Below are 23271 nucleotides of genomic sequence, written 5' to 3'. Positions count from 1 at the left end.
CCTTGATCCTGCTTATCCTGACATCCGTCGTAGCGCTGATCCGCTGGCCCGCCGTCGCGATCGACTTGGGGCTGGTTCTATTTCAGGCCGCCTTCGTGATCTGCGCGTTGTGGAAGGCCGTCATCGGCATCGCCAGCCTGCGACGCCCTTCGCCCGCTGCTCGTCCGATCGAATGGCCGCGCTACACCATTCTGGCGGCGCTTTATGACGAGGCGGCCGTGGCGTCGCAGTTGATCGCGAACCTCAGCCGGATCGACTATCCGGCACACAGGTTGGAGGCCTTCATCGTGTTGGAGGCGCATGATGAGGCCACCCTGGCCGCAGCCCAGGCGACGCCCAAACCGCCGTGGCTGAAGATCCTGATCGCGCCGCCGGGCAGCCCCCAGACCAAGCCGCGCGCCTTGAACTACGCCCTGGGTCAAGCGCGGGGCGATCTGGTCACCATCTATGACGCAGAGGACCGACCGCATCCGCAACAGCTCCGCCAGGCGGCGGCGCGCTTCGTCGCCCAGCCCCGGCTGGGTTGTCTTCAGGCGCCGCTGCGTATCCGAGCATCCGGCAAGCCTGGCTCCTGGTTTCTGGATCGGCAGTTCGCCTTTGAATATGCGGCCCTGTTCGAAGTGACCTTGCCGGGCATGGCGCGGCTGGGCCTGCCCTTCCCGCTGGGCGGCACCAGCAATCACATCCGCATGACGGCTCTGCGCGGCGCCGGCGGCTGGGACGCGCACAATGTCACCGAGGACGCCGACCTGGGCTTCCGGCTATGGTCGCTGGGCTGGAAGCTCGGCGTCATCGACAGTCCGACCTGGGAGACGCCGCCGGGCGCAATGGACCGGTGGCTGCCCCAGCGCACCCGGTGGCTGAAGGGTTATATGCAAACCTGGGGCGTGCATACGCGGCGTCCCAACGCCTTGGGCCGGCGCGGAATCTTGTCGCTGGTCATGACCTTGGGCGCGGCGATCCTTTCGGCGGCCGCCCATGCGCCAACGCTGGCCTGGCTGGTTCTGGCTATCGCCGTCTGGGCGCTTTCCGGCGTCTTGCCGCCCCTGCCCGAAGGCTCGCTAGGCGTGCTGGCGCTGGGCGTCATCGCCGCCTGGATGAGCTGTGCGGTGGGAGCACGGCGGGCAGGGCTCGATTATCGGCTGGGCGATGTGCTGGCTGCGCCGGCGTACTGGGCGCTGCTCAGCCTGGCCTTCGTCCATGCAGCCTGGCGGCTGGCGGTCGAACCGTACGTCTGGGACAAGACCCCGCACGATCGCGACGATCAGATGCCGGAATTGACCGTCGTGGCGCTGGACGCTGGACGCGAGGCGGCCTGAGCGCCTATCAGCCCGACGATGGCGCCCGTCCTTTCCAAAACTCCCGAAACCCTCGTGACCTCCGGCTGGTCGGACTACGCCCTGTTGGACAGCGGCGACGGCAAGAAGCTGGAACGCTATGGCCGCTACACCGTCGTCCGGCCCGAACCGCAGTGTTTCTGGTCGCCCCGCGATCCGAAAGCCTTCGACAACGCGACAGCGACGTTCGATCCGCAGCAGGAAGAGGAAGACAGCGGTCGCTGGCGGTTCGACAAGCACGGCCCCATCGACGCCTTCCCGTTGAAATGGCGCGATGTGAAGTTCACCGGCCGCTTCACCCCCTTCCGCCACCTCGCCTTCTTCCCTGAACAGGCGGCCAACTGGGAATGGCTGGACGGACGGGTGCGTGACTTCACACGTTCAGCCGGCCGCGCGCCGAACGTCCTGAACCTGTTCGGATATACCGGCGTCGCCAGCTTGGCCGCAGGCGCCGCAGGCGCAGAGGTCACTCACGTCGACGCGTCCAAGAAGTCGGTCGCCTACGCCCGCGAGAACGCCGAACAGTCGGGCTTGGCCCAGCACCCAATCCGTTGGATCGTCGAGGACGCCCGCAAATATGTCGCGCGCGAAGTTCGTCGCGGCTCTAAATACGATGGCGTCATTCTGGATCCGCCCAAATACGGTCGCGGCCCTACGGGCGAAGTCTGGCGCCTGTTCGAGGACATGCCGGGCCTGCTCAAGGACTGCGCCGCCCTTCTGGCGGACAATGCCGACTTCCTGCTGCTGAACGCCTATGCAGCGCGCGTGTCCGGCCTGTCCCTGGCGCATCTGATGGTCGAGGCGACCCAGAATCGCGGCGGCCGGATCGACTGGGGCGAACTGGCCCTGTCCGAAGACGGTCCAAACGCCCGCGCCATCGGCCTGTCCTTTTTCGCGCGGTGGAGCCAATGACGGAACGTGTCATCACCTCCCTGACCAACGACACGGTCAAGAGCGTTCGCGCCCTTCATATGCGCAAGGAACGCGACCTGACCGGCACCTTCCTGGCCGAGGGTCTGAAGTTCATCGGCGAGGCGCTGGACCAGGGGCGCGCGCCCCGGATGCTGCTGGTCGGCGAGGACGCGCGTCCTCATCCGTTGCTGGACCGCGCCAAGGCGGCCACGCTCAAGGCCGGCGGCGATATCATCGTCGTCACCCACGCCATCCTCGAAAAGATCAGCCGCCGCGACAATCCGCAGACCGTGCTCGGCGTGTTCGAACAGGCCTATGCGCCTCTCGACAGCCTGAACCCCGCCTCGGCGCCCTGCTGGGTCGCGCTGGAGCAGGTGCGTGATCCCGGCAATCTGGGCACCATCATCCGCACGGCCGACGCGGCGGGCTGCGGCGGCGTCATCCTGATCGGCGATTGCGTCGATCCCTATTCGGTCGAGGCCGTGCGCGCGACCATGGGCTCGGTCTTCGCCGTCTCGATCACCAAGACGACGCCCGAGGCTTTCCTGACCTGGCGCAAGACTTGGCCAGGCAGCGTCGTCGGCACCCGACTGGACGCCAAGGTCAGTCATCGGTCGGCGGTCATGCAACGGCCGTCGCTGATCCTGATGGGCAATGAGCAGGCGGGCCTGACCGACGGCCTGGCCGCCGCCTGCGACGTCAACGTCAAGATCCCGATGCGCGGCCGCGCCGACAGCCTGAACCTGGCCATCGCCACCGGCATCATGGTCTATGCCGCGACCGACGAAGCCTAGCGCTGCTCCTCCGGCGCCACCCGTCCCATCCCCCAAAGCGCGGCGATGGTGATCAGGGCCGAGATCGCCAGATAGCCGCCGACGGCCCCCGGCCCGAACCGCTCGGCCAGCTTCAGCGCGATGTAGGGCGCAAGCGACGCCCCCAGGATGCCCGCCAGATTGAAGGCCATCGACGCGCCGGTGTAGCGCACCGCCGTCGGGAACGGCCGCGCCATGGCCGCGCCGATGGGGCCATAGGTGCAACCCATCAGGGCGAACCCCAGCGCAAAGAAGATCAGCAGGCCGCTGAGACCGCCCCCGAACAGCGGTGCGAACAGAAAGCCGAACAGGCCGATCCCGACCGAAGAGGCGATCAGCACCCTGACCTGCCCGTATCGATCCGCCAGCAAGGCTGTCACCGGTATGAAGGCGGCGAAGAACAGCACGCCGATCAACTGGATGGGCAGCACATCGGCCCGCGCCAGCCCCATTCCTGTCGTCGCCCAGCCCAGGGCGAAAACGGTCATCAAATAGAACAGGGTGAAGGTCGTCACGCCGCTGAACGTCCCTAGAACCAGCGCAGCCTTGTGATGGGCGAACAGGGTCACGGCCGGCGCCTTGACCCGTTCGTCGCGGTCGACCGCCTTCTGAAACTCGGGCGTCTCGGTGATCTTCAGTCGCACCCACAGGCCGACGAACACCAGCACGGCGCTGGCCAGGAACGGAATGCGCCAGCCCCAGCCCTCGAACGCGGTCTCGCTCATCGTCGAGGTCAGGACGATGAAGGATGTGGTGGACAGGATGAAGCCGATGGGCGCGCCCAGCTGAGGGAACATGCCGAACCAGGCCTTCTTTCCAGGCGGCGCGTTCTCAGTCGCCAGCAACACCGCCCCGCCCCATTCCCCGCCCAGACCCAACCCCTGACCAAACCGGCACAGGGCCAGCAGCAGGGGCGCCAGCAGCCCGACCTGCTGGTGCGTCGGCAACAGGCCGATGGCCACGGTAGACAGGCCCATGGTCATCAGCGCCGCGACCAGCGTCGCCTTGCGCCCCACCCGGTCCCCAAAATGCCCGAAGGCCAGGGCGCCGATAGGCCGCGCGAAGAAGGCGATGGAGAAAGTGGCGAAAGAGGACAGCAGAGCCGTGCCCGGATCTTCGCCGGGGAAGAACAGCGTCGGGAACACCAGGACGGCCGCCGTGGCATAGATATAGAAGTCGAAGAACTCGATCGTCGTGCCAATCAAGCTGGCGAACAGCACGCGGCCGGTGGAGTTCTTCGGCAGGACGTCGGACATCTTCTTCTCCCGGTTGTCCCAGCGATGCCCGTTTCCCGCACGCCGCGTCAAGGTGATCAGGTCCCGCGCGGCTTGGCCCGGTTCGTCGCTTGCGCCTCAGCCGGGTTTTCCGGCCACGGATGACGGGGATAGCGGCCGCGCATCTCTGCACGCACCGCCGCCCATGAGCCGGACCAGAAGCGGGGCAGGTCCTTGGTGACCTGCACCGGCCGTCGCGCCGGCGACAACAGCGCCAGGGTCAACGGCACGCCGCCGACAGTCGGATGCGTCGTGACGCCGAACAGTTCCTGCACGCGAATATCCACGCGCGGCCCGCCCTCGGCGGCATAATCGATAGCCGCCGAGCCCAGCGGCGTGACCAGACGCGGGGGCGCCAGCTCGTCCAGCCGCCGCTGTAGGTCCCAAGGGATCAGTCCACGCAGAGCCTCGGCCAGACGACCGTCAGCTAGCCCTTCCAGCGACTTGGCCCCGTCCAGCAAAGGCCACAGCCAGTCCTCACGCGCGGCCAGCAGAGAATTGTCCGACACATCAGGCCAAGCTGGGTCGTGCGCGTGCAGGAAGGCCAGACGGGCGCGCAGTCCCGACGCCTGCTCGCCCCATTTTAGCGCGCCCACCCCATCCGCCTCGATCTCGGCCCGAAGGGCGGCGGTCAAGGTCTTCGCATCCGGCGCGCCGACGATCTTTTCGTCCAGCACGATGGCCCCGATGCGTCGCGAGCGCCGGATCACCGACCGCCCCGACGGTTCGCGCACGAGCCGGTCTTCCGTTGAGATCAGGCGCGCCAGATCGCTGTCGATCCGGTCCGCCTCCAGCGCCGCCGCCAGTCGCACCCGGTCGCGCGTGTCGCCGCCGCCGAGTTCGGCGATCGCCAACCAAGGCTCGCGCGCCAGATGGTCAGTCGCCTCCAGCACGGCCCCTCTCCCGCTGGCGAGAAGGTATTCAGCCGCTCTGCCCCGCGCCTTTGCGATCCGCTCGGGAAAGGCCTCGGCCAGCAGCAGTCCCGGATCGATCGTCCGTCCCGATCCGCCGCCCGCCGCCCGCGCCCAGCGCTCCGCCAGCTTGATCGAATCGCGCGCTCTCTGCGTCCGATCGCGCTCCAGCCCGGTCAGGCGATCCGCCAGATCGACGCTCGATCCGCCCAGACCCGGCTCGCTCAGCACCGCCGCGATCCGTGCGCCCGTCACCGCGTCGCCGGCGTCGGACGCCACGGCCACCATATGGGCCAGCCGCGGCGACAGCGGAATCTTCGTCAGGCGCAGCCCGTGTTTCGACAGCCCCCCATCGGAATCCAGCGCCCCCAACCGCGTCAGCACCTTGCGCGCCTCCGCCATCGCCCCGGCCGGCGGTGGATCCAACAAGGCGAGCCCCTCGACCGAGCGGGCGCCCCATCGGGCCAAGTCCAGCGCCAAGCCCGTCAAATCCGCCTCCTGGATTTCCGGCCGCTGATGCGGAACCAGCCCGCGCGTCTGTTCCTCATCCCACAGGCGGTAGCAGACGCCCGGCTCGGTGCGCCCGGCCCGGCCGCGCCGCTGTTTGGCCGAGGATCGGCTGACCTTGACCGTCGCCAGCCGGGTCAGGCCGCTGGAGGGTTCGAACCGCGGCACGCGCGACAGCCCCCCGTCGATCACCACCCGCACGCCTTCGATGGTCAGGCTGGTTTCCGCAACCGAGGTCGCCAGCACCAGTTTGCGCCGCCCCACAGCCGCCGGTTCGATGGCTCGGTCCTGTTCGGCCCGGTCCAGTCCGCCGTACAGGGGCACGACATCGACGTTCGGCAGCCGCAGCCGCGCATTCACCAGCTTGGCCACCCGATGAATTTCGCCCTGCCCTGGCAGAAAGACCAGCACCGACCCAGCCTCCTCGCCCAAGGCGGTCAGAGAGGCTCGCGCGACAGCCTCTTCGAACCGTTCGGATGGGTTGCGGCCCAGATACCGTGTCTCGACCGGCCAGGCCCGTCCTTCGGCCTCAATCACTGGCGCGCCGTCGAGCAGGCGCGAGACCCCGACCACATCCAGCGTCGCCGACATAACGAGCAGTCGCAGATTCTCACGCAGCAGCCCTTGCGTATCTCTCGCCAACGCCAGCCCGAGATCGGCGTCCAAGCTGCGTTCGTGGAACTCGTCGAACAGAACTGCGCCCACGCCCTCCAGGCCCGGGTCGTCCAGAATCATGCGCGTGAAGACGCCCTCGGTGATCACCTCGATCCGCGTGTTCGGCCCGATCCTGCTCTGCAGCCGGGTGCGATAGCCCACCGTCCCGCCCGGCTGTTCGCCCAGGCTCGCAGCCATCCGGTCGGCCGCCGCCCGTGCGGCCAGGCGTCGCGGCTCCAGCACCAGCACCTTGCCCTCCAGCCAAGGCTGATCCAGCAGGGCCAGCGGCACGACCGTCGTCTTGCCCGCCCCCGGCGGCGCCGCCAGCACGGCCGTATTGCCCGCACTCAGCGCGACCTTCAGCGGTTCCAGAACGGCGTGGATGGGCAGCATGCGTCGCCTCTAGCCTGCCGAGGGGCGATCACGAAAGCGTCGTCGCGCCTTAACCACCCCGTCATGCGCGTTGCGCGCCGCCTCATCCGTCGCTAGCGTCCGCCCCAAGCAGCCGAGGGGCTGCATCAAAACGTGGGGGTATTTTATGTGGCGCGTTAAGTCGCTCGACGCGATCCTTGCCACGGCCGAGAAGAAGTCGCTTCACCGGTCGCTTGGTCCTATTCAACTGACGCTTCTGGGGATCGGGGCCATCATCGGCACCGGGATCTTCGTCCTGACTGCTTCGGCCGCCCAAAAGGCCGGACCGGGCATGATGATCAGCTTCGTCATCGCCGGCGCGGTCTGCGCGGTCGCGGCGCTCTGCTACTCCGAACTGGCGTCGATGGCGCCGGTTTCGGGCTCGGCCTACACCTACACCTACGCCGTGATGGGCGAACTGCTGGCCTGGACGGTCGGCTGGGCGCTGATCCTGGAATACGCCGTGGCGGCCTCGGCCGTGTCGGTCGGTTGGTCGGGCTATGTGCTCGGGCTGATAGAGAACGGGTTCAAGTTCGACTTCCCTGATCTTCTATCCGCCGGGCCGACCTGGTCGATGAACGGCTTCATCCCCACGCCTGACTTCTCGGCCGGTATCGTCAATATCCCCGCCATCGTCGTGGCCCTGCTGGTGACGGCTCTGCTGATGGTCGGCACCACGGAATCGGCTCGGGTCAATGCGATCCTGGTCGCGATCAAGGTCATCGCCCTGACGGTCTTCATCGTCATCACCCTGCCTGTCATCAAGTCGGCCAACCTGTCGCCGTTCGCCCCCAATGGCCTGTTCGGCCAATATTCGGGGATGGGCATCGTCGGCGCCGCGGCCTCGATCTTCTTCGCCTATGTCGGCTTCGACGCCGTTTCGACGGCGGCCGAGGAAACCAAGAATCCGCAGCGTAACGTGCCCATCGGCCTGATCGGCTCGCTGGCCATCTGCACGATCTTCTATTTGCTGGTTGCGCTCGGCGCCGCCGGCGCGATCGGCGCCCAGCCGGTTCTGGGCGCCGCCGGTGAAGCGGTACAGCCGGGCTCGCCCGCCTTCGTCGCCGCCTGCGCCCTGCCTGCCAACGCCGAAATGCTGGTCTGCTCCAACGAGGCGCTGGCCCACGTTCTGCGCGTCGTCGGGCACCCCCAGATCGGCAACGCCCTGGGCACCGCCGCCCTCTTGGCCCTGCCGTCGGTCATCCTGATGATGATCTTCGGTCAGACCCGCATCTTCTTCGTGATGGCGCGCGACGGCCTGCTGCCGGAAGGCCTGACCAAGATCCACCCCAAGTGGAAGACGCCCTATATCGTGACCGCCGCCACCGGCATCGCGGTCGCCATCGCCGGCGCCCTGTTCCCGGTCGGTCAGCTGGCCGACATCTCGAACTCGGGCACCCTGTTCGCCTTCTTCATGGTGTCGATCGCGGTGCTGGTGCTGCGGGTCAAGGATCCGAACCGTCGCCGTCCGTTCCGCACGCCGCTGATCTGGGTGTTCGCGCCCCTGTCGGCATTCGGTTGCGCCTTCCTGTTCTGGAACCTGCCGCACGACGCCAAGATGGTGCTGCCGATCTGGGGCGGCATCGGCCTGCTGATCTACTTCGCCTACGGCTACCGCAAGAGCCACTTGGGTCGCGGCGTGGTCGAGGTTCACGAAACGGATGGCGACGTTCCGCCGCCGCCCGTACCGCCGATCAGCTAAGACCAAACTGGGCCTGTCGCACCAATCGCGGCAGGCCCATGTTCGGCCTCAAGTAGCCCGCAAGGGCGATAGGCTAGGAATAAAAAAAAAAGGCCCCGGATCGCTCCAGGGCCTTTTTTGTCTTGGTGCGGATGAGAGGACTCGAACCTCCACGCCTCTCGGCGCTGGAACCTAAATCCAGTGCGTCTACCAGTTCCGCCACATCCGCATTGAGGTAGGACGGGCCTTCTAGGGGCGTTTCATCGTTCCGGCAAGAGCCAACGAACCGGAACAAACAGGGTCTGTGCGACACAATCCGGAGGGACCGCGTCACAAAATCCCCCACAGTCTGTTCCGCAAGCGTTCACGGTGCGACTTGCTCATGTCTGACCGTTTCACCGCCGACAAGCTCGCGTGGCTGGAGCAGGTGCAGGACGATGGTGAGCTGAGCGCCACAGTTTTCGCGGTCGCGTTCGGCATCGCGCGCCACCTGAACCGCGAAACCGGCGATGCCTGGCCCAGCCAAGCCACCCTCGGCGAGATGGCCGGTGTGTCCGATCGTCAGATCAGAAAGCTGCTTAAGATCCTCAACTTCTCGGGCACGAGAGCATCACCTCGACAGCTCGCTATGCCCACGTCTCAGATGCCGACGTGCTGGCGGCCGTAGCCCCCCCACCGAAGCGGAGATTTCGGAAATCATCAGTGAAAACAAGGCGGAGGGAGCTGGATGAGCAGAAACCTAAATCCAGTGCGTCTACCAGTTCCGCCACATCCGCATCGAGTAGGACGGGGCCTTCTAAGGATGTTTCACCGTTCCGGCAAGGGCCTGAGAAGCCGAACAAGCAGGGCCTTTGCGACACAATCGGGAGGGACAGCGCTACGAAATCGCTCACAGTCTGTTCCGCAATCGTTCGCGGCAGGCCTCGTCAACGTCTCGTCCCTCCGCTGACAAGCTGACTTGGCTTGAGCAGGTGTAGAAAGCGTACGGTTCCCGCTGTCGCCTTCGGTGTCGTTCGCCAGTTGAACCGCGAAGCCGGCGATGGCTGTAGCGAAGCAGAAGCGGCATCAGTCCTGCTGCGGATTCGCTTGAGGCTGCAGCCTCTGTTGTCTGATCAAGAACTGATCGCGCTGATCCTCATAGCCACCGAAAGGGTTTGCCCCTTCGGCAGGCGCTTCAGACCTTGATCCTCGCCGGCCTGCGCATTGTGAGCGTCCGGGCGGTGGGTGACGGGTTCGACGCAGAAGAAATCGACGCCCACCGGCGCATAGACCTGGGTCAAGCATGCAGGTGCGTCGGCGCTCAGCGTCACCCGGCGACCGCCGCCGTCGATGACCGCCTCGCCCGTCCAGCCGGCATAGGCGCAATCGACAAAGGGAGCGTCGGCGAGGGCCAGGCCCTTCGACCAGTCCACAATCTCGGTGGGCGGTGCCAGGCGTTCGGGAATCTCGCGCGCATCGGTGATCCAGACGCTCTCGGCGGACAGAGCCAGTCGGCTGTCCGCGTAGCGGTGGAAATAGGGGTGCAGGCCGAGCCCGGCAGGCATGACCGCATCGCCGAAGTTGGTCACGGACAAGGTGATCGTCAGGCCCTGGTCGCTTAATTCGACAGTCTGGCTAGCGCGCCACGGCCAGGGCCAACCCTGTGCATCAGCGTCGGCCTTGGGGGACCATTCCAGCGTCATCTCGACGCGGTTGGTCGTCTGGCTTTCGACGGTCCAGGGCAAGAGCCAGCCGTCGCCGTGCAGGGCGTGGGGGGCGAACCGATCCAGTGTCTGCAAGCGGACCTCACGCCCCTCGAAGACGAAGCGCCCGTCCGCAATCCGGTTGGCATAGGGGACCAGCGGGAAACAGGCTGTCTCCAGAATATCGGTCGCGCCTTCGGGCGTGGAGCGAAACACCGGCCGGCCGCGCCAGTCCAGGCTCAGCACCGCCCCGCCCTGCTCCGGGGCCAGGGTAGCGCGCCAGTCGCCGGCCGTCAGGGCGATCATAGGCGGATCCGGTTCTGCGGCAGGCCCGGCGTCTCGACGCGGACGCGATAGAGGCCGCCCAGGGTCGGCTGCTCCGCGCGCTTGTCGGCGTTCCCCAACCAAGCCGTGGTCATATAGAGATCGCGCAGGTCGGGGCCGCCGAAAGCCGCCTTGGTCACGGTCTGGACCGGCACGTCGATCTTGCCGATCCGCGTGCCGTCCGGGGCGAAACGGGCGACGCCCCAGCCGTTGAACAGGCCGACGTGCAGCACGCCCTCCGCGTCCATGCTGGGACCGTCGGCATAGCCGTCCTCGGTCACGGCGAAGACGCGCCGGTTCGAGATCACGCCGTCTTGGTGGTCGAAAGCCAAGATCGTCTTCTTCAGCGTGTCGTGGTGATAGAGGGTGCGGCCGTCGGGGCTGAGGCACGGGCCGTTGGTGACGCCGTAACCGTCGTCGTGCCGCGTCAGCTCGCCCCGGAACCAGCGGTAGAGAGCGCCGGTCTCGACCTGTTCGCTGTCGTCCATCGAACCGAACCACAGGGAGCCGTCCGGCGCGACGAAGCCGTCGTTCAGCCTGTTCTGGAGTCGGTCCTCCTCGACCGGCTGGAAGCGGGAGAAGTCGCCCTCCTCCGGGTCGAAACGATAAAGACCGCCCCTCACGCCGCAGACCAGCGAACCGTCCTCGGCGGGCAAGGCGAAGCCGGTCTGATCGGGCGTGTCCCACGAGCGTTTCTCGCCGGTCGCGGGGGTGTAGCGATGCAGCTTTCGACCCTTGATGTCGACGAACCACACCGCGCCGCGCGCAGCGTCCCAGACCGGGCCTTCGCCCAGCTCCGCCTGCACGTCCCAGATCAGTTCCGGCTCGCTCATCAATCAGCTCGCCGAGTAGCTGGTTTTGATCTGGGTATAGAATTCCACAGCCGCAAAGCCCTGTTCACGCGAACCGTAGGAGGACTTCTTGGAGCCGCCGAAGGGCACATGATAGTCGACGCCGGCGGTGGCGAGGTTGACCATGGTCATGCCGGCCTTGGCGTTCTTCTGGAAGTCGCGGGCGTGTTTCAGCGACTGGGTGACGATGCCCGCCGACAGGCCGAACTCGATGCCGTTGGCGACGGCGAGCGCCTCTTCATAGCTGGCGACGCGGATGGTCGAGGCAACGGGGCCGAAGACCTCTTCGTTGTTGATGCGCGCGTCAGCGGCGGTGTCGGCGATTAGGGTCGGCTGGACGTACCAGCCGGGGGCGTCGAAGCTCAGGCGCTCACCGCCCGTGACGATGCGGCCGCCGGCTTCGCGGGCGATGTCGATGTATTTGTAGGAGACCTCGCGCTGAGCCTCGGTCACGGCCGGACCCATCTGGGTATTGGAATCCAGGGCGTTGCCGACGCGCAGTGCGGCGACCTTCTCGGCCAGGGCGGCGACGAAGCGGTCGTGGATGCCGTCCTGAATGATCAGGCGGCTGGAGGCGGTGCAGCGCTGGCCGGTGGCGAAGAAGCTGCCGTCCAGGGCGATGTTCACCGCCCGGTCCAGATCGGCGTCGTCCAGAACGATCAGCGGGTTCTTGCCGCCCATCTCCAGCTGAACGCGCGCCTGACGCTTCACCGCGCCTTCGGCGACGCCTGCGCCCACGGCCTGCGAGCCGGTGAAGCTGATGCCGTCGATGCCTGGGTGGGCGACGATGGCGCGGCCGACGTCGCCGTCGCCGATGACCATATTGACCACGCCCTTGGGCAGGCCGGCCTCATGCAGGATGGCGATCAGGGCCTCGGCCGTCGCCGGGGTCGGGCCGGCGGGCTTGATGACGACGGTGTTGCCGAAGGCGATGGCCGGGGCGATCTTCCAGGCCGGAATGGCGATGGGGAAATTCCAAGGCGTGATCAGGCCGAACACACCGACCGCCTGGCGATAGGTTTGGATCTCCACGCCCGGACGGGTCGAGGCCAGGTTCTGACCGTGGACGCGCAGAGCCTCGCCGGCGAAATATTTCAGGATGCGGGCGGCGCGCATGGTCTCGCCGATGCCTTCGGGCAGGGTCTTGCCCTCTTCACGAGCCAAGAGGCGGCCGATCTGGGCCGCGCGCTCCATGATCAGCGAACCGGCCTTGTCCAGCACGTCGAAGCGGACCTCGGGCGAGGCGTCGGACCAGCCGGGGAAGGCGGCGCGGGCGGCCTGAACGGCCTGGTCCACCTCGGCGGCGCCGCCCTTGGGCGTGCGGGCCACGACGTCGCGCGTATCCGACGGGTTCAGGCTCTCGCCCGCCAGGGCTCCCGCGACCTTCTCGCCGCCGATCCAGTGCGAAAGTTCAAGCGTGTCGGTCATGGGACGTCCTTTTCATAAGGCTGACGGGCGGCGGGGAGCGCCGCCCGTTTCGGGGAGATGGGTATGGGAGGCGAAAATCAGCCCGTCATGTCTTCCAGTTCGCGACCGCGCGTTTCCTTCACCCAAGCCTGGACCAGGAAGAAGGAGATCAGGGCGCTGACCGCGTAGAAGCCATAGGTGAAGACCAGCCCCAGGGTGGCGGCCATCCACGGGAAGCTGACCGAGATGGCGAAGTTGGCGATCCACTGTGCAAAGCCGGCGACGGCCAGGGCCGAACCGCGCATCTGGTTGGGGAACATCTCGCCCAGCATGACCCACATGACCGGGCCCCAGCTGAAGTTGAAGAAAACCACATAGGCATTGGCCGCAATCAGGGCGATCAGGCCGGTCTGGTCGTCCAGGTGCAGCGATCCGTCGATCAGAGCGGCCTTGGAGAAGCACCAGGCGACGACAGCCAGGGTCACAAACATGCCGGCCGAACCGATCAGCAGCAGAGGCTTTCTGCCGATCTTGTCGATGACGGCGATGGCGGCCAGGCAGGCGGCGATCGACAGGACGCCGGACAGGATGTTGATCTGCAGCGCGTCGTTCTCGGAGAAGCCGACCGACTGCCACAGCACCGCGCCGTAGTAGAAGACGATGTTGATACCGACGAGTTGCTGGAACACGGCAAGGATCAAGCCGGCCCAGACGATCGGGCGCACCTTCTTGGTCGCGGGGTCCAGCAGATCGGCGAACTTGGGCTTGTGGTCGGCCGCCAGCGAGGCGCGGATTTCCTGAACCTTACGCGCACCGGCGCCCGCACCGAACAGTTTGGACAGCACGGCCTCGGCCTGGGCGTCCTTCTTCTTGACGACCAGAAAGCGCGGGCTTTCTGGGATGACCAGGAGGGCGATCAGATAGACGGCGGCGGGGATGACCTGCAGCCAGAACATCCAGCGCCAGGCGGGGAAGCCCAGCCAGAACTCTGCCGTCGATCCGCCGGCGGTCTTGGCCAGGGCGTAATTGGCCACGAAGGCGCCGGTCAGGCCGGTGATGATCATGATCTGCTGCACCGACGACAGTCGACCACGGATTGAGGCCGGCGTAACTTCGGAGATATAGGCCGGCGACAGGACCGAGGCCGCGCCCACGCCCAGGCCGCCTATGAACCGGGCGATGATGAAGTGGGCCGAACTGTCGGCCGCACCCGCCCAGAAGGCCGAGACGATGAACAGGCCGGCGGCGATCTGCATCACCGTGCGACGGCCGATAGCGTCGGCCAAACGTCCCGCGATGAAGGCGCCGACGGCGCAGCCCAAGAGGATGGCGCCGACGTTGAAACCGGTGCCCAAGGCCGACAGGTTGAAGGCCGCCTCCAGCCCGTCTTGGGTGCCGTTGATGACGCCGGAATCATAGCCGAACATGAAGCCGCCGATGGTGGCGACCGCCACGATCAGGGCGATGAACGCCATGTTGACGCGGTCGTCACCCGCGATGTCGGGGCCTGTGCCCCCCGTCGGTCCTGCCATCTCGATATTCCCTCCGAATGCCCGTCTGACGCGGGCGTGAAACTCAGAAAACCTATCGCCAGCCAGCGTCCACGAAATACTCGTGGCCTGTAATCAAACGTGCATCGTCGGATGCGAGGAACAGGCCGAGCGCCGCGACGTCGTCGGGCTGAAGCCGGCCCGGCAGGCATTGCGCCGCCACGATCTCGGCCTCTCCTTCCGGCGTGTACCATTTCATCTGACGCGGGGTCTGGACATTGCCCGGCACGATGCAGACGACACGCACGCCGTCACCGCCCAGCTCGCGCGCCAGGGCGCGAGTCATGCCCTCAATGCCCGCCTTGGCGGTTTCGTAAAGCGACAGATCCGGCAGCCCCAGATGCCAGCTGATCGAGCCCAGGTTGATGATGACCCCCCTGCCCTGCTCGCGCATCCCGGCGGCGACCGACTGGGCCGCGAAATAGAGGTGACGCAGATTCACGTTGATCCGGTTGTCCCAGTAGTCGGGCGTCACCTCCGCCAGCGTATGACGGTCGTCGTTGGCGGCGTTATTGATCAGGACATCGATGGGACCCTGTTCGGCGACGATCTCGGCCAGGCAGGCCTGCAAGGCGGCCACGTCCATTAGATCGCATTGGCGGAAGGTCGGGGCGGGCGACAGTTCGGCCAGTGATGCCTCCAGCGCCTTCGAGTCCGCCTCGGCGATGTCGAAGAAGACGACACGGGCGCCCTGACGCGCAAAGGCCTCGGTGAAACCGGCGCCGATGCCGGACCCGCCGCCGGTGACGACGACCAGACGGCCCTTTAGCGACGGATAGATGGCGCCGCTCATGCGGAAACTCCGAGAAGGCCGCGACCGGCCAGATTGCGCATCAGCTCCAGCACCCCGAACTTCCAGGGCGGGGCCTGGTCGCAGGTCGCGACGATGTTTTCCAGCACGCCCAGTTTCTCGGACGAGACGCGGACCCGGTCGCCCATCTTGTGGGTGAAGCCCTTGCCCGGCGCATCGCGGTCGTCGATCGGCGCGAACATGGTCCCGAGATACAGGGCGAAACCGTCGGGATACTGATGCGCGCTCAGGGTCTGACGCACCAGTTCCTCGGGATCGCGGCTGATCAGGCTCATCGAGCTTTCGCCCGTCATCATGAAGCCGTCCGCTCCCTCGACCTCCAGCCGGACCGTCGCTGAGCGCACGTCGTCCATCGTGAAGTCGTCGTCGAACAGGCGGATGAAGGGGCCGATTGAGGCCGAGGCGTTGTTGTCCTTGGCCTTGCCCAGCAGCAGGGCCGACCGGCCCTCGATGTCGCGCAGATTGACGTCGTTGCCCAGGCTGGCGCCGACCGGGCGGCCGGACGGATCGCAGACGACGACTACCTCCGGCTCCGGGTTGTTCCAGGCTGAGTCCGCCCGCACCCCGACCTCGGCGCCCCAGCCGACCGAGGCCAGCACCGGCGCCTTGGTGAAGATTTCGGCATAGGGGCCGATGGCGACTTCGAGATATTGCGACCACAAGCCCTCGGCGATCAGCTGCGCCTTGACGGCCTCGGCTTGATCCGAACCCGGCCGCAGATTCTTCAGGTCGCCGCCGATCCGGTTGAGGATGGACTGGCGCACGGCGTTGGCGGCGTCGGCGTCACCGCGCGCCCGCTCCTCGATCACCCGTTCCAAGGCCGAGACCGCAAAGGTCACGCCCGAGGCCTTGATGCATTGCAGGTCCAGCGGCGACAGCAACTGGACGCCCTGCGCCGACCAGGCCGAGGCGACGGTCAGTTCGTCCAGCGGCCCCATATCCATGCCGGCCGCGTCCAGATCGTCCCGCGCGACTGCCTGGGCCGTTGTGGCGACGTGGTTCGAAAGATCATAGAGCCGCCCGCCCCGCACCAGAACGGGCGAGGGTCCGACCTCGGTAAGGACCCGTCCGAGCAGGCGCGCATTGCGCCAGTCCGCCGGCAGGCAATCGGCAAGCAACAATCTCATCCTCCCCACGCTCTCGGACGTGTTAGCGCTAACATCTTTGAGCAAGGGATGGATGTCAATCGTATGGAGGCGCGGTGCTTTCTCTGGCGATGAATTGGTGGGGGACTGGACCGTCCGCCTCGCCGCCACGCCCCAGGATGACCGCGGCCGATCGGGCCATTTCGGCGACCGGCTGGCGGATGGTGGTCAGGGTCGGCCAGACGCTGGCGGCCAAATAGGTATCATCGAACCCGGCCACCGATATGTCGCCCGGTGTCGACAGGCCCGCAGCGTGAACGGCCGCCAGAACGCCTGCGGCCATGTCATCGTTACTGGCGAAAATGGCCGTCGGCCGGGGTGAGCGCCCCAGCAGCCGCTGCCCCGCCTGGAAGCCGGAACGATAAGTGAAGTCGCCCGCCTCGGCCCACATCGTCGCGCCCTTCACCGCATCGACCGCGACTTGGGCGCCGTGGCGACGATCCGCAGTGGCGCTCTGATCCCGACGCCCTTCGACGAAGCCGACGGCGCGGTGGCCCAACCCCAGCAGATGCCGCATCATCTCGTGGGCCGCACCCTGGTCGTCCACCCGCAGGGAGATCAGACCGTCCCGAAGCGCGGGCGCCGCCAGAACCACCGCCTTCATCCCGCTCTTGCCGATAGCGTCCAGGGTGGCGTCCGATTCGCCCAGCGGCGGCGGAACGATCACACCCTGTGCTCCGCCGGCCGCCAGCCGCTGAACCGCTTCGCGCTCTTCATCAGGCGCGCCGGGCCGCGATGGCTCGATCAGCAGCAGCAAACCTACCGATCGCGCCCCATCCAGGGCGCCCGACAGAAGTTCGGCCAGATAGGCGCTGGACGGGTTGGCGTAGAGCAGGCCGATCCGTCCACCTCCGGCCCGCGCCAGGATTCGCGCCGCGGGATCGGGCACGTAGCCGGTCTCTCGAATGATCGCCTCGACGCGCTCACGCGTCGCCTCGCGCACCCGCGCATCGCCATTGACCACGCGCGACACCGTCATTGGCGACACGCCGGCTAGGCGCGCGATATCGCCCATGGTGTGGTTGCGGCGGGGATTCTGTTGATCAGTCACGTCAGAGACAGCAGCACGCTCACGCAGTTACGTCCACCATTTGCAATGCCCGTCGGTCCAGGCTCCACGGACGACGCCCATCTGCTGACTATCTCTGCGGAAATAGGCTGGACGACACCCGGCTCGCCCCATTCGCCAAGACGGCGGCTAGCGAATTGAGCTGGAGGGATTTGAAGTCACAGCCGCGCCTTTGAGCTTCAGCGTCCCTGCGAGGCCGCGATCTCGACCATGACCACGTCGTAGACACGCATAGGCACCTCCATCTGGGCCTCACCGTCGGCACGAGCGGTGACCGTCAGGGTCTCTGGTTGGTCCAGCGTCAGCGTTTGCAGTGCCTCCAACTGTTCTTCACTGAGCGTCGCCGGCGATCCCATCTCCAGATAGGCGGTGTATGCGTCATTCGACTTGAAACCGACGCGGCGGATCGTGGCGACATGAACGCCGGGGCGCAGGCCGCTCAATGCGATCCTCAAAGGCGCAGCCGTCGCAGGCTCCCGCACCTGGCGGAAAAAGGGTCGGTTGCTGATCGGCTGGTCCGGCAGTTCGTAGCGCCAGGCCAGCACCTGCACCGTGTCGTCTTTCAGCGCTGCGATGCTTTGTTCGTCGCCAGTCGGTAGTTCGCGGTCGCCCATGCTGTTCAGATATTTGTAGGCGAACCACGTCGGCTTGCGCACGCCCTGGGGATTCATCAGTCCGAAGCCGCCATCGAATGGTTTGGTCTGCGGGCCTGGCTCTTCGAACAGGTCGCTGTAGGCCCAATAGCTCATGCCCTGCGCCAGACCCTCGCTCTGACGCAGCTTGGTCAGGATATAGGACGCGCCGAAATAGTCGTCGTGGATAGGATCACGCGGATTATAGCTGGTGTTCCATTCCGTGAAGAACAGCGGCAGGCCGGGCGTGGGTGAGGCCTCGATCTCGGCCCGAACCTTGCGCACGTCGCTGACGACGGCGTCTGGATTGCGCGACAGCCTGTTGTCCCCTTCGCCCTTCTCGTCCAGGAAGCCGCCCTCGACGCCATAGGTGTGTGTGGTGACAAAACTGACCGGCGCATCATGCTGGTCGGCATAGGCCAGGAACTCGAGAACCCACGCCGCACCGGCGGTGGACGGCCCGCCCACACGCAAGGCGGGGTCGATCGCCTTGATGGCCCGAACCGTGCGGCCATAGTAGTCAAAATAGGCCGCCTGATACGCGCCCTCCCAGAAGCCGGCCAGGTTCGGCTCGTTCCAGAACTCAAAATACCAGCTCCGCACTTCCTCGACGCCATAGCGGTCGATCAGATGCCGCACAAAGGTGTCGATCAGACCTGTCCATTTCTCCGGCTGCGGATGGGACGTGTTGCCCTTCCAGTAGAAGATGGTCTGATCCGACGTCTTCATCGCATCTGGGGTGAAGCCCAGCTCGACGAAGGGCTTGATCCCCATCGCCAGGAAGCGGTCGTAAAGCTGGTCGATCCGCGTCCAGTCATAGACCGGACGGCCGTCGACTTCGCGGTAGACGCCCATGTCGTCGTGGAAAATGTCGTGGAATCGGATGTAGCGGAAGCCCAGTTCTTCGCGCGCGGTCTTCAACTGCGCCAAGGCATCCTCACGGATCGTCGTGCCCGGATAGTCGGCGCCGACCGAAAAATCGGCCATTCGGTCGCGGGGTGTGGACGGCCCGCCGACATCGACCGAGATCACCCTCGGATCTGCCGTCTGGGCGCTCGCAGTCAACGGGGCGCCGACAAGCGCTGCGACCAGCGCCAGGCTTCTGATGTGTGAGCGCTTCATGGGTATAGTCCTTGATCGTAGCCGGTTGTTCGGGCGTGTATCGGCGCAGTATCATCGGGATCATCTCCAGCCCCCAGTTCGCCCCGCTCTCTCGCCTTCCTGCCGTAAACCCACTCGAACAGGGGGGAGGCCATTAGGGTGGTGACGATCGCCATCAGCACCAGGATGGAGAACAGGGCCGGGCCGATGACGCCCTTTTGCAGGCCGATGTTGATGATGATCAGCTCCATCAGGCCGCGCGCGTTCATCAGGGCGCCGATGCCCATGGCCGTGGCGTTGTCCTGACCCGTCAGGCGCGCGGCGGCCCAGCAGGCGCCGCCCTTGGCGAGGATGGAGCCCAGCAGGATAACGACGGTCACGGCTAGCAGCCCCAGGCTATTGACCATGGTCAGCTGGGTGTTCAGCCCCGAGAAGGTGAAGAACATCGGCAGCAGCACCAGCACGGCGAACGGCTCCAGCTGACGCTTGACTTCGTCACTCAAGAGACCGCGCGGCATGGCGACGCCCAGGATGAAGCCGCCGAAGACGGCATGGATGCCGACTGCGTCCATAGCCCAGGCGCTGAGCATGAACAGGATCAGCACGATCCCAAGCACGGTCGGGCTGAGCCGCCCTTCCCGCTCGACGATCCGGCCCAGCGGCGCCAGCAGCTTCGGTCCCAGCGTCAGCATGAACAGGGCGAAGGCGCCGCCCCCGCGATGGCCGTCACGGCCAGCATCGGCCCGGCGCCGAAGCTGGCCAAAACGATGGCCAAGACGCACCAGGCGCCGGCGTCGTCGATGGCGCCGGCCGCCAGAGACAACGACCCTAGCCGCGTGCCGCTGAGGCCCCGCTCATGGATGATGCGCGCCAGCATGGGGAAAGCGGTGATCGAGATGGCCGCGCCCATGAACAGCATGGCCTGCCAGGTCTGGACGCCCTGCCCGAACAGACCCTCAGCGACCAGCCAGGGCGCAATGGCTACGGCGACCAGGAAGGGCGCCGCCATGCCCGCTAGCGACACGGCGGCCGCGCTTTTCGCATTGGCCCTGAAGTGATCGCGACGGAAGCCCAGCCCGATCAGGAACATGTAGAGGCCGACGCCCAACTGGGCGCCGACGAACAGAATCGACCGCGACTCCCTAGGGAACAGGGCTGCCTGAAAGTCCGGTGCCAACAGGCCGAACAACGACGGGCCCAGGATCACCCCGGCGATCATTTCGCCCACCACCTGCGGTTGGCCGAAGTAGCGCTTGGCCAGCCAGCCCACGATGCGGCAGGCGGCGATGATGATCGCCATCTGCAGGAAGAAGGCCACGCTCAGTTCAGCATTGGTCATGCGGCCGGTTCCCCCTTGGCGAGCGCCAGCCTACTGCGTCGGACAGACGGCGTCGCCCTCGTTCGACGCCAGGCGGATATCCTCGACCGTGACCGCGAAGTCGGCGTTGGTGCGCAGGCCCCAGGGTTGATCGACGGCGGCGATGTCGGCGCCGCGGTCACGCAGGCACGACAGACGCACCTTTAGCGTGCGCCATTCGCCCACTGGAGCGGCGGCGATCAGGCTGGAGATGTCGACCGAACCGGCGCCCAAGGTCAGGAAGACGGCCCCCTTGGGCCGTGCGTCCCCGCGATAGCGGAAGGCGATGGCCATCTCGCCGTTCGACTGGCGCGTCAGATCGACCGCTTGAGCCGCGATGATGGCCTGCCCCCCGCCGTGCGAGAAGGTCAGGGCGCGCGCCGATTCTTGGCCTGCGCCGTCGGTGGAGCGCACCGAGACGCCGCCGCGCGGACTGGCGCCGCTCTTTTCAGAACCCAGACGGAACTCGCCGCCCGCGTCGCGCAGCATCAGCGACCAGGGCGCGACGAAGCGGCCATCGACGAAATAGCGATCCAGATTGCTGCCGGACCCGACGACGCCGCTGTCTTCGGACAGGGCGCCGACCCGCGCCGGACGGGCGTAGGTCAGGCCGTAGCCATAGGCGAACTGCGCGTCGTAACCCGGCTGACCCACGTTCAGCGGCTCGCCCTTGGCGGTTTTGGGCCAGCTGAAGGACAGGGTTCCTGTGAAGTCGTTGCGCGGCTTGCCCGCCGCATCGCCGACCAGCACATCGGCGATTCCGCCGCCCTCAGTGCCCGGCAGCCAAGCGGCGACGAAGGCGTCGGATGCATTGATCTCAGGGTTGGTCCACATCGGGCGGCCCGACAGGAAGACCGACACGGTCGGAACGCCCGCCGCCTTCAGGCGCTTCAACGTCTCCAGCGGTTCGGTCGGCAGGAAGTCCAGCGTGTCCACATCGCCCTGGAATTCGGCATAGGGTGTTTCGCCGAAGACGACGATGGCCACGTCAGGTTTCTGGGTGAAGGAGCCATTGGCGCTGAGCGTCGCCTGGCCGCCGCCGGCGGCGACCGCCTCGCGGATGCCGCTCCAAATCGACTGGCCGTTGGGGAAGTCGGCGTTCGAGTTGCCCGTGCCCTGCCACGTCAGGGTCCAGCCGCCCGAGGCCTGGCCGATATCGTCGGCGTGACCGGCGACCAGCACCCGCGCGCCCGAGCGGATCGGCAGGACCGAGCCCTCGTTCTTCAGCAGCACCAGCGACTTGCGCACCGCCTCGCGCGCTAGGGCGCGGTGGGCGGGCGAACCCAGCTCGTTCAGATGCCCCTCGACCGGGCGGCTGTCGTTGAACAGGCCGGTCTTGACCTTGACGCGCAGGATGCGGCGCACCGCCTCGTCCAGGCGCGCCATCGGGATTTCGCCCGACTTGGCCTGGGCCAGGGTGTTTTCGTAAAGGGGCTTCCAGCTGTCGGGGGCCATGAACATGTCGATGCCGGCGTTGAAGGCCAGGGCGCAGCTTTCGTTCGAACAGCCCGGCAGCTGGCCATGGGCGTTCCAGTCCGACACCACGAAGCCATCGAAGCCCAGCGGGCCGCGCAGCACGTCGGTCAGAATGGTCTCGTTGCCCGAATGTTTGACGCCGTTCCAGCTGGAGAAGCTGGCCATGATCGACAGCACGCCGGCGTCGATGGCCTGGGGATAGCCGGACAGATGGGTGCGGATCATCTCCTGTTCGGACCCGGCGAAGTCGCCCTGGTCCTTGCCGCCCGTGGTGCCGCCGTCGGCCAGGAAGTGTTTGGCCGATCCCGCGATATGGCCGGGCGTCAGCGGATGATCGGCCGACAGCGCGCCCTGAAGGCCCAGGGTCATCGGGCCGGCGTAGCTTTGCGCCACTTCCGGGTTCTCGGCATAGCCTTCATAGGCGCGGCCCCAGCGGTCGTCCTGGGGCACGGCCAGGGTCGGGCCGAAGGTCCAGTCGGCGCCCGTCACCGCCACCTCCAGCGCCGTCGCCTCGCCGATGCGGCGGATCAGGTCGGGATCACGCGCGGCGCCCAGGCCGATGTTGTGCGGAAAGATGGTGGCGCCGACGATGTTGTTGTGACCATGAACGGCGTCGATGCCGTAGATCAGCGGGATCCTGGCGCCCGGCCGCTGGGCGGCCGCCGCGCGGAAGGCCTGAGCCAGTTCGACCCACTTCTGGGCCGAGGCGCGCTCGTCGCCGCCCGGCGAGGAGTTGCCGCCCGCCAGGATCGAGCCGAGCGGATAGGTCAGCAGGTTTTCAGGCTTGATCGAGCCGATGTCCGCCTGGATCGTCTGGCCGACCTTCTCCTCCAGCGTCATCCTGCTCATCAGTTCGGTGACGAAGGCTTCCGTCGCCGCATCCATCATCGCAGCCGGCGAGGCTGCGCGGGGCCAAAGCGCCGGATGGGCGCGCGTCGCGTCGGTCACGATGGAGCCCTGGGGCGTGACGGCCTTAACCGGCGACGTCCGGGTCGCTCCCGTTGCCGCGCAGGCGGCGGTTGCGAGCGCGACGCCCAGTGCGAGGGCGGAAACAGCGCTGCGGCGCGCGTTCGGGATACGGAGAGTCATGTCGGGTCCGTCGGGCTGTCGGCGAAACTATGTGGCGAAAAACCCGGCGCGACCATTCAGGCCGCACCGGAAGTTCGCTCAGGGTGTGAAAAAATCCAGGCGTCGCCCCCCGCGCCGAAAGCGGCGAAATCCGTTTGAACCCGAGGTTCGCTCTCGACACGTCGTTGATCGACGCCTTGATTTTTACAGACGCAACTTGATGCACCTATGACAATGATGTCAACTACTGAAGTTAGCGCTAACATTGAGCGATGGAGCAACGTCGCCGATGAGGGAGA

At 66.6% G+C, this 23271-nt stretch carries 18 protein-coding genes and 1 tRNA gene; 5 read left to right on the top strand and 14 right to left on the bottom strand.

Annotated features, from left to right (window positions below; all coding sequences use genetic code 11):
* Positions 1–2 precede the first annotated feature (2 nt).
* Genes PFY01_RS09895 through PFY01_RS09885 form a run of 3 tightly spaced genes read left to right on the top strand, consistent with a single transcriptional unit; the run spans position 3 to position 3043 of the window.
* Positions 3–1319 carry a glycosyltransferase family 2 protein gene (locus PFY01_RS09895; RefSeq protein WP_271041153.1) on the top strand — a complete coding sequence of 439 codons (1317 nt, stop codon included), beginning with the start codon at positions 3–5 and terminating at the stop codon, positions 1317–1319.
* Positions 1320–1337: 18 nt separating this feature from the next.
* On the top strand, positions 1338–2249 hold the full coding sequence (locus PFY01_RS09890) for a class I SAM-dependent methyltransferase (RefSeq protein ID WP_271041152.1): 912 nt from the start codon (positions 1338–1340) through the stop codon (positions 2247–2249).
* Positions 2246–3043 (top strand): TrmH family RNA methyltransferase, encoded by a 798-nt coding sequence (locus PFY01_RS09885; RefSeq protein WP_271041151.1) that lies wholly within the window; start codon positions 2246–2248, stop codon positions 3041–3043. The genes PFY01_RS09890 and PFY01_RS09885 overlap by 4 nt, the downstream gene beginning before the upstream one ends.
* On the opposite strand, the gene PFY01_RS09880 is transcribed toward PFY01_RS09885, so the two are convergent.
* Entirely contained in the window at positions 3040–4317 is a 1278-nt protein-coding gene (locus PFY01_RS09880) for an MFS transporter (protein WP_271041150.1), read from the bottom strand. The genes PFY01_RS09885 and PFY01_RS09880 overlap by 4 nt on opposite strands.
* A 56-nt stretch (positions 4318–4373) precedes the next feature.
* Positions 4374–6800, bottom strand: coding sequence for an ATP-dependent helicase HrpB (hrpB, locus tag PFY01_RS09875; protein WP_271041149.1), 2427 nt, complete (start codon positions 6798–6800; stop codon positions 4374–4376).
* A gap of 145 nt (positions 6801–6945) precedes the next feature.
* Between hrpB and PFY01_RS09870 the strand changes: the two genes are divergently transcribed.
* Positions 6946–8520: an amino acid permease gene (locus PFY01_RS09870; RefSeq protein WP_271041148.1), complete on the top strand. Its 1575-nt coding sequence runs from the start codon at positions 6946–6948 to the stop codon at positions 8518–8520.
* Between the two features lie 123 nt (positions 8521–8643).
* Here the strand turns inward: PFY01_RS09870 and PFY01_RS09865 are convergent.
* Positions 8644–8728: transfer RNA gene (locus tag PFY01_RS09865), tRNA-Leu, on the bottom strand.
* A gap of 153 nt (positions 8729–8881) precedes the next feature.
* Here PFY01_RS09865 and PFY01_RS09860 point away from each other — a divergent pair.
* Positions 8882–9166, top strand: coding sequence for a helix-turn-helix domain-containing protein (locus PFY01_RS09860; protein ID WP_271041147.1), 285 nt, complete (start codon positions 8882–8884; stop codon positions 9164–9166).
* A gap of 445 nt (positions 9167–9611) precedes the next feature.
* Here PFY01_RS09860 and PFY01_RS09855 read toward each other — a convergent pair whose 3' ends face one another.
* The 11 genes from PFY01_RS09855 to PFY01_RS09810 form a co-directional block, all read right to left on the bottom strand.
* Entirely contained in the window at positions 9612–10487 is an 876-nt protein-coding gene (locus PFY01_RS09855) for an aldose 1-epimerase (RefSeq protein ID WP_271041146.1), read from the bottom strand.
* Positions 10484–11338, bottom strand: a complete 855-nt coding sequence (locus PFY01_RS09850) for an SMP-30/gluconolactonase/LRE family protein (RefSeq protein ID WP_271041145.1) — start codon at positions 11336–11338, stop codon at positions 10484–10486. Before PFY01_RS09850 ends, PFY01_RS09855 begins: the two co-directional genes overlap by 4 nt.
* 3 nt (positions 11339–11341) lie before the next feature.
* Positions 11342–12784 (bottom strand): aldehyde dehydrogenase family protein, encoded by a 1443-nt coding sequence (locus tag PFY01_RS09845; protein WP_271041144.1) that lies wholly within the window; start codon positions 12782–12784, stop codon positions 11342–11344.
* Positions 12785–12861: 77 nt separating this feature from the next.
* Complete coding sequence (locus PFY01_RS09840; RefSeq protein ID WP_271041143.1) at positions 12862–14295, bottom strand: sugar porter family MFS transporter; 1434 nt, start codon at positions 14293–14295, stop codon at positions 12862–12864.
* Between the two features lie 52 nt (positions 14296–14347).
* Complete coding sequence (locus tag PFY01_RS09835; protein WP_271041142.1) at positions 14348–15106, bottom strand: SDR family NAD(P)-dependent oxidoreductase; 759 nt, start codon at positions 15104–15106, stop codon at positions 14348–14350.
* A complete protein-coding gene (locus tag PFY01_RS09830; RefSeq protein WP_271041141.1) occupies positions 15103–16245 on the bottom strand; it encodes a fumarylacetoacetate hydrolase family protein in 1143 nt (380 codons plus the stop codon). The genes PFY01_RS09835 and PFY01_RS09830 overlap by 4 nt, the downstream gene beginning before the upstream one ends.
* A gap of 61 nt (positions 16246–16306) precedes the next feature.
* Complete coding sequence (locus tag PFY01_RS09825; RefSeq protein ID WP_271041140.1) at positions 16307–17320, bottom strand: LacI family DNA-binding transcriptional regulator; 1014 nt, start codon at positions 17318–17320, stop codon at positions 16307–16309.
* 197 nt (positions 17321–17517) lie between these two features.
* The gene (locus tag PFY01_RS09820; protein WP_271041139.1) at positions 17518–19092 is read right to left on the bottom strand and encodes a GH39 family glycosyl hydrolase; all 1575 of its coding nucleotides are present in this window, start codon (positions 19090–19092) and stop codon (positions 17518–17520) included.
* Positions 19089–19763, bottom strand: coding sequence for a cation:proton antiporter (locus PFY01_RS15635; protein ID WP_420197016.1), 675 nt, complete (start codon positions 19761–19763; stop codon positions 19089–19091). Before PFY01_RS15635 ends, PFY01_RS09820 begins: the two co-directional genes overlap by 4 nt.
* Complete coding sequence (locus PFY01_RS15630) at positions 19757–20410, bottom strand: cation:proton antiporter (RefSeq protein WP_420197015.1); 654 nt, start codon at positions 20408–20410, stop codon at positions 19757–19759. The genes PFY01_RS15635 and PFY01_RS15630 overlap by 7 nt, the downstream gene beginning before the upstream one ends.
* A gap of 30 nt (positions 20411–20440) precedes the next feature.
* Positions 20441–22993 carry a glycoside hydrolase family 3 protein gene (locus PFY01_RS09810; RefSeq protein WP_271041138.1) on the bottom strand — a complete coding sequence of 851 codons (2553 nt, stop codon included), beginning with the start codon at positions 22991–22993 and terminating at the stop codon, positions 20441–20443.
* Between the last annotated feature and the right edge of the window lie 278 nt (positions 22994–23271).

Source organism: Brevundimonas vesicularis, from assembly GCF_027886425.1.
GTDB lineage: Bacteria > Pseudomonadota > Alphaproteobacteria > Caulobacterales > Caulobacteraceae > Brevundimonas > Brevundimonas vesicularis_C.
The sequence above is the reverse complement of the archived record's forward strand: the minus strand, read 5'-3'. Positions and strand labels throughout refer to the sequence as shown.

Excerpts from the sequence above, each read along its gene's own strand:
- PFY01_RS09890 (WP_271041152.1), top strand. The coding sequence starts at position 1,338 with ATGGCGCCCGTCCTTTCCAAAACTCCCGAAACCCTCGTGACCTCCGGC.
- PFY01_RS09885 (WP_271041151.1), top strand. The coding sequence starts at position 2,246 with ATGACGGAACGTGTCATCACCTCCCTGACCAACGACACGGTCAAGAGC.
- PFY01_RS09880 (WP_271041150.1), bottom strand. The coding sequence starts at position 4,317 with ATGTCCGACGTCCTGCCGAAGAACTCCACCGGCCGCGTGCTGTTCGCC.
- hrpB (WP_271041149.1), bottom strand. The coding sequence starts at position 6,800 with ATGCTGCCCATCCACGCCGTTCTGGAACCGCTGAAGGTCGCGCTGAGT.
- PFY01_RS09870 (WP_271041148.1), top strand. The coding sequence starts at position 6,946 with ATGTGGCGCGTTAAGTCGCTCGACGCGATCCTTGCCACGGCCGAGAAG.
- PFY01_RS09860 (WP_271041147.1), top strand. The coding sequence starts at position 8,882 with ATGTCTGACCGTTTCACCGCCGACAAGCTCGCGTGGCTGGAGCAGGTG.
- PFY01_RS09855 (WP_271041146.1), bottom strand. The coding sequence starts at position 10,487 with ATGATCGCCCTGACGGCCGGCGACTGGCGCGCTACCCTGGCCCCGGAG.
- PFY01_RS09850 (WP_271041145.1), bottom strand. The coding sequence starts at position 11,338 with ATGAGCGAGCCGGAACTGATCTGGGACGTGCAGGCGGAGCTGGGCGAA.
- PFY01_RS09845 (WP_271041144.1), bottom strand. The coding sequence starts at position 12,784 with ATGACCGACACGCTTGAACTTTCGCACTGGATCGGCGGCGAGAAGGTC.
- PFY01_RS09840 (WP_271041143.1), bottom strand. The coding sequence starts at position 14,295 with ATGGCAGGACCGACGGGGGGCACAGGCCCCGACATCGCGGGTGACGAC.
- PFY01_RS09835 (WP_271041142.1), bottom strand. The coding sequence starts at position 15,106 with ATGAGCGGCGCCATCTATCCGTCGCTAAAGGGCCGTCTGGTCGTCGTC.
- PFY01_RS09820 (WP_271041139.1), bottom strand. The coding sequence starts at position 19,092 with ATGAAGCGCTCACACATCAGAAGCCTGGCGCTGGTCGCAGCGCTTGTC.
- PFY01_RS15635 (WP_420197016.1), bottom strand. The coding sequence starts at position 19,763 with ATGCTGACGCTGGGACCGAAGCTGCTGGCGCCGCTGGGCCGGATCGTC.
- PFY01_RS15630 (WP_420197015.1), bottom strand. The coding sequence starts at position 20,410 with ATGACCAATGCTGAACTGAGCGTGGCCTTCTTCCTGCAGATGGCGATC.
- PFY01_RS09810 (WP_271041138.1), bottom strand. The coding sequence starts at position 22,993 with ATGACTCTCCGTATCCCGAACGCGCGCCGCAGCGCTGTTTCCGCCCTC.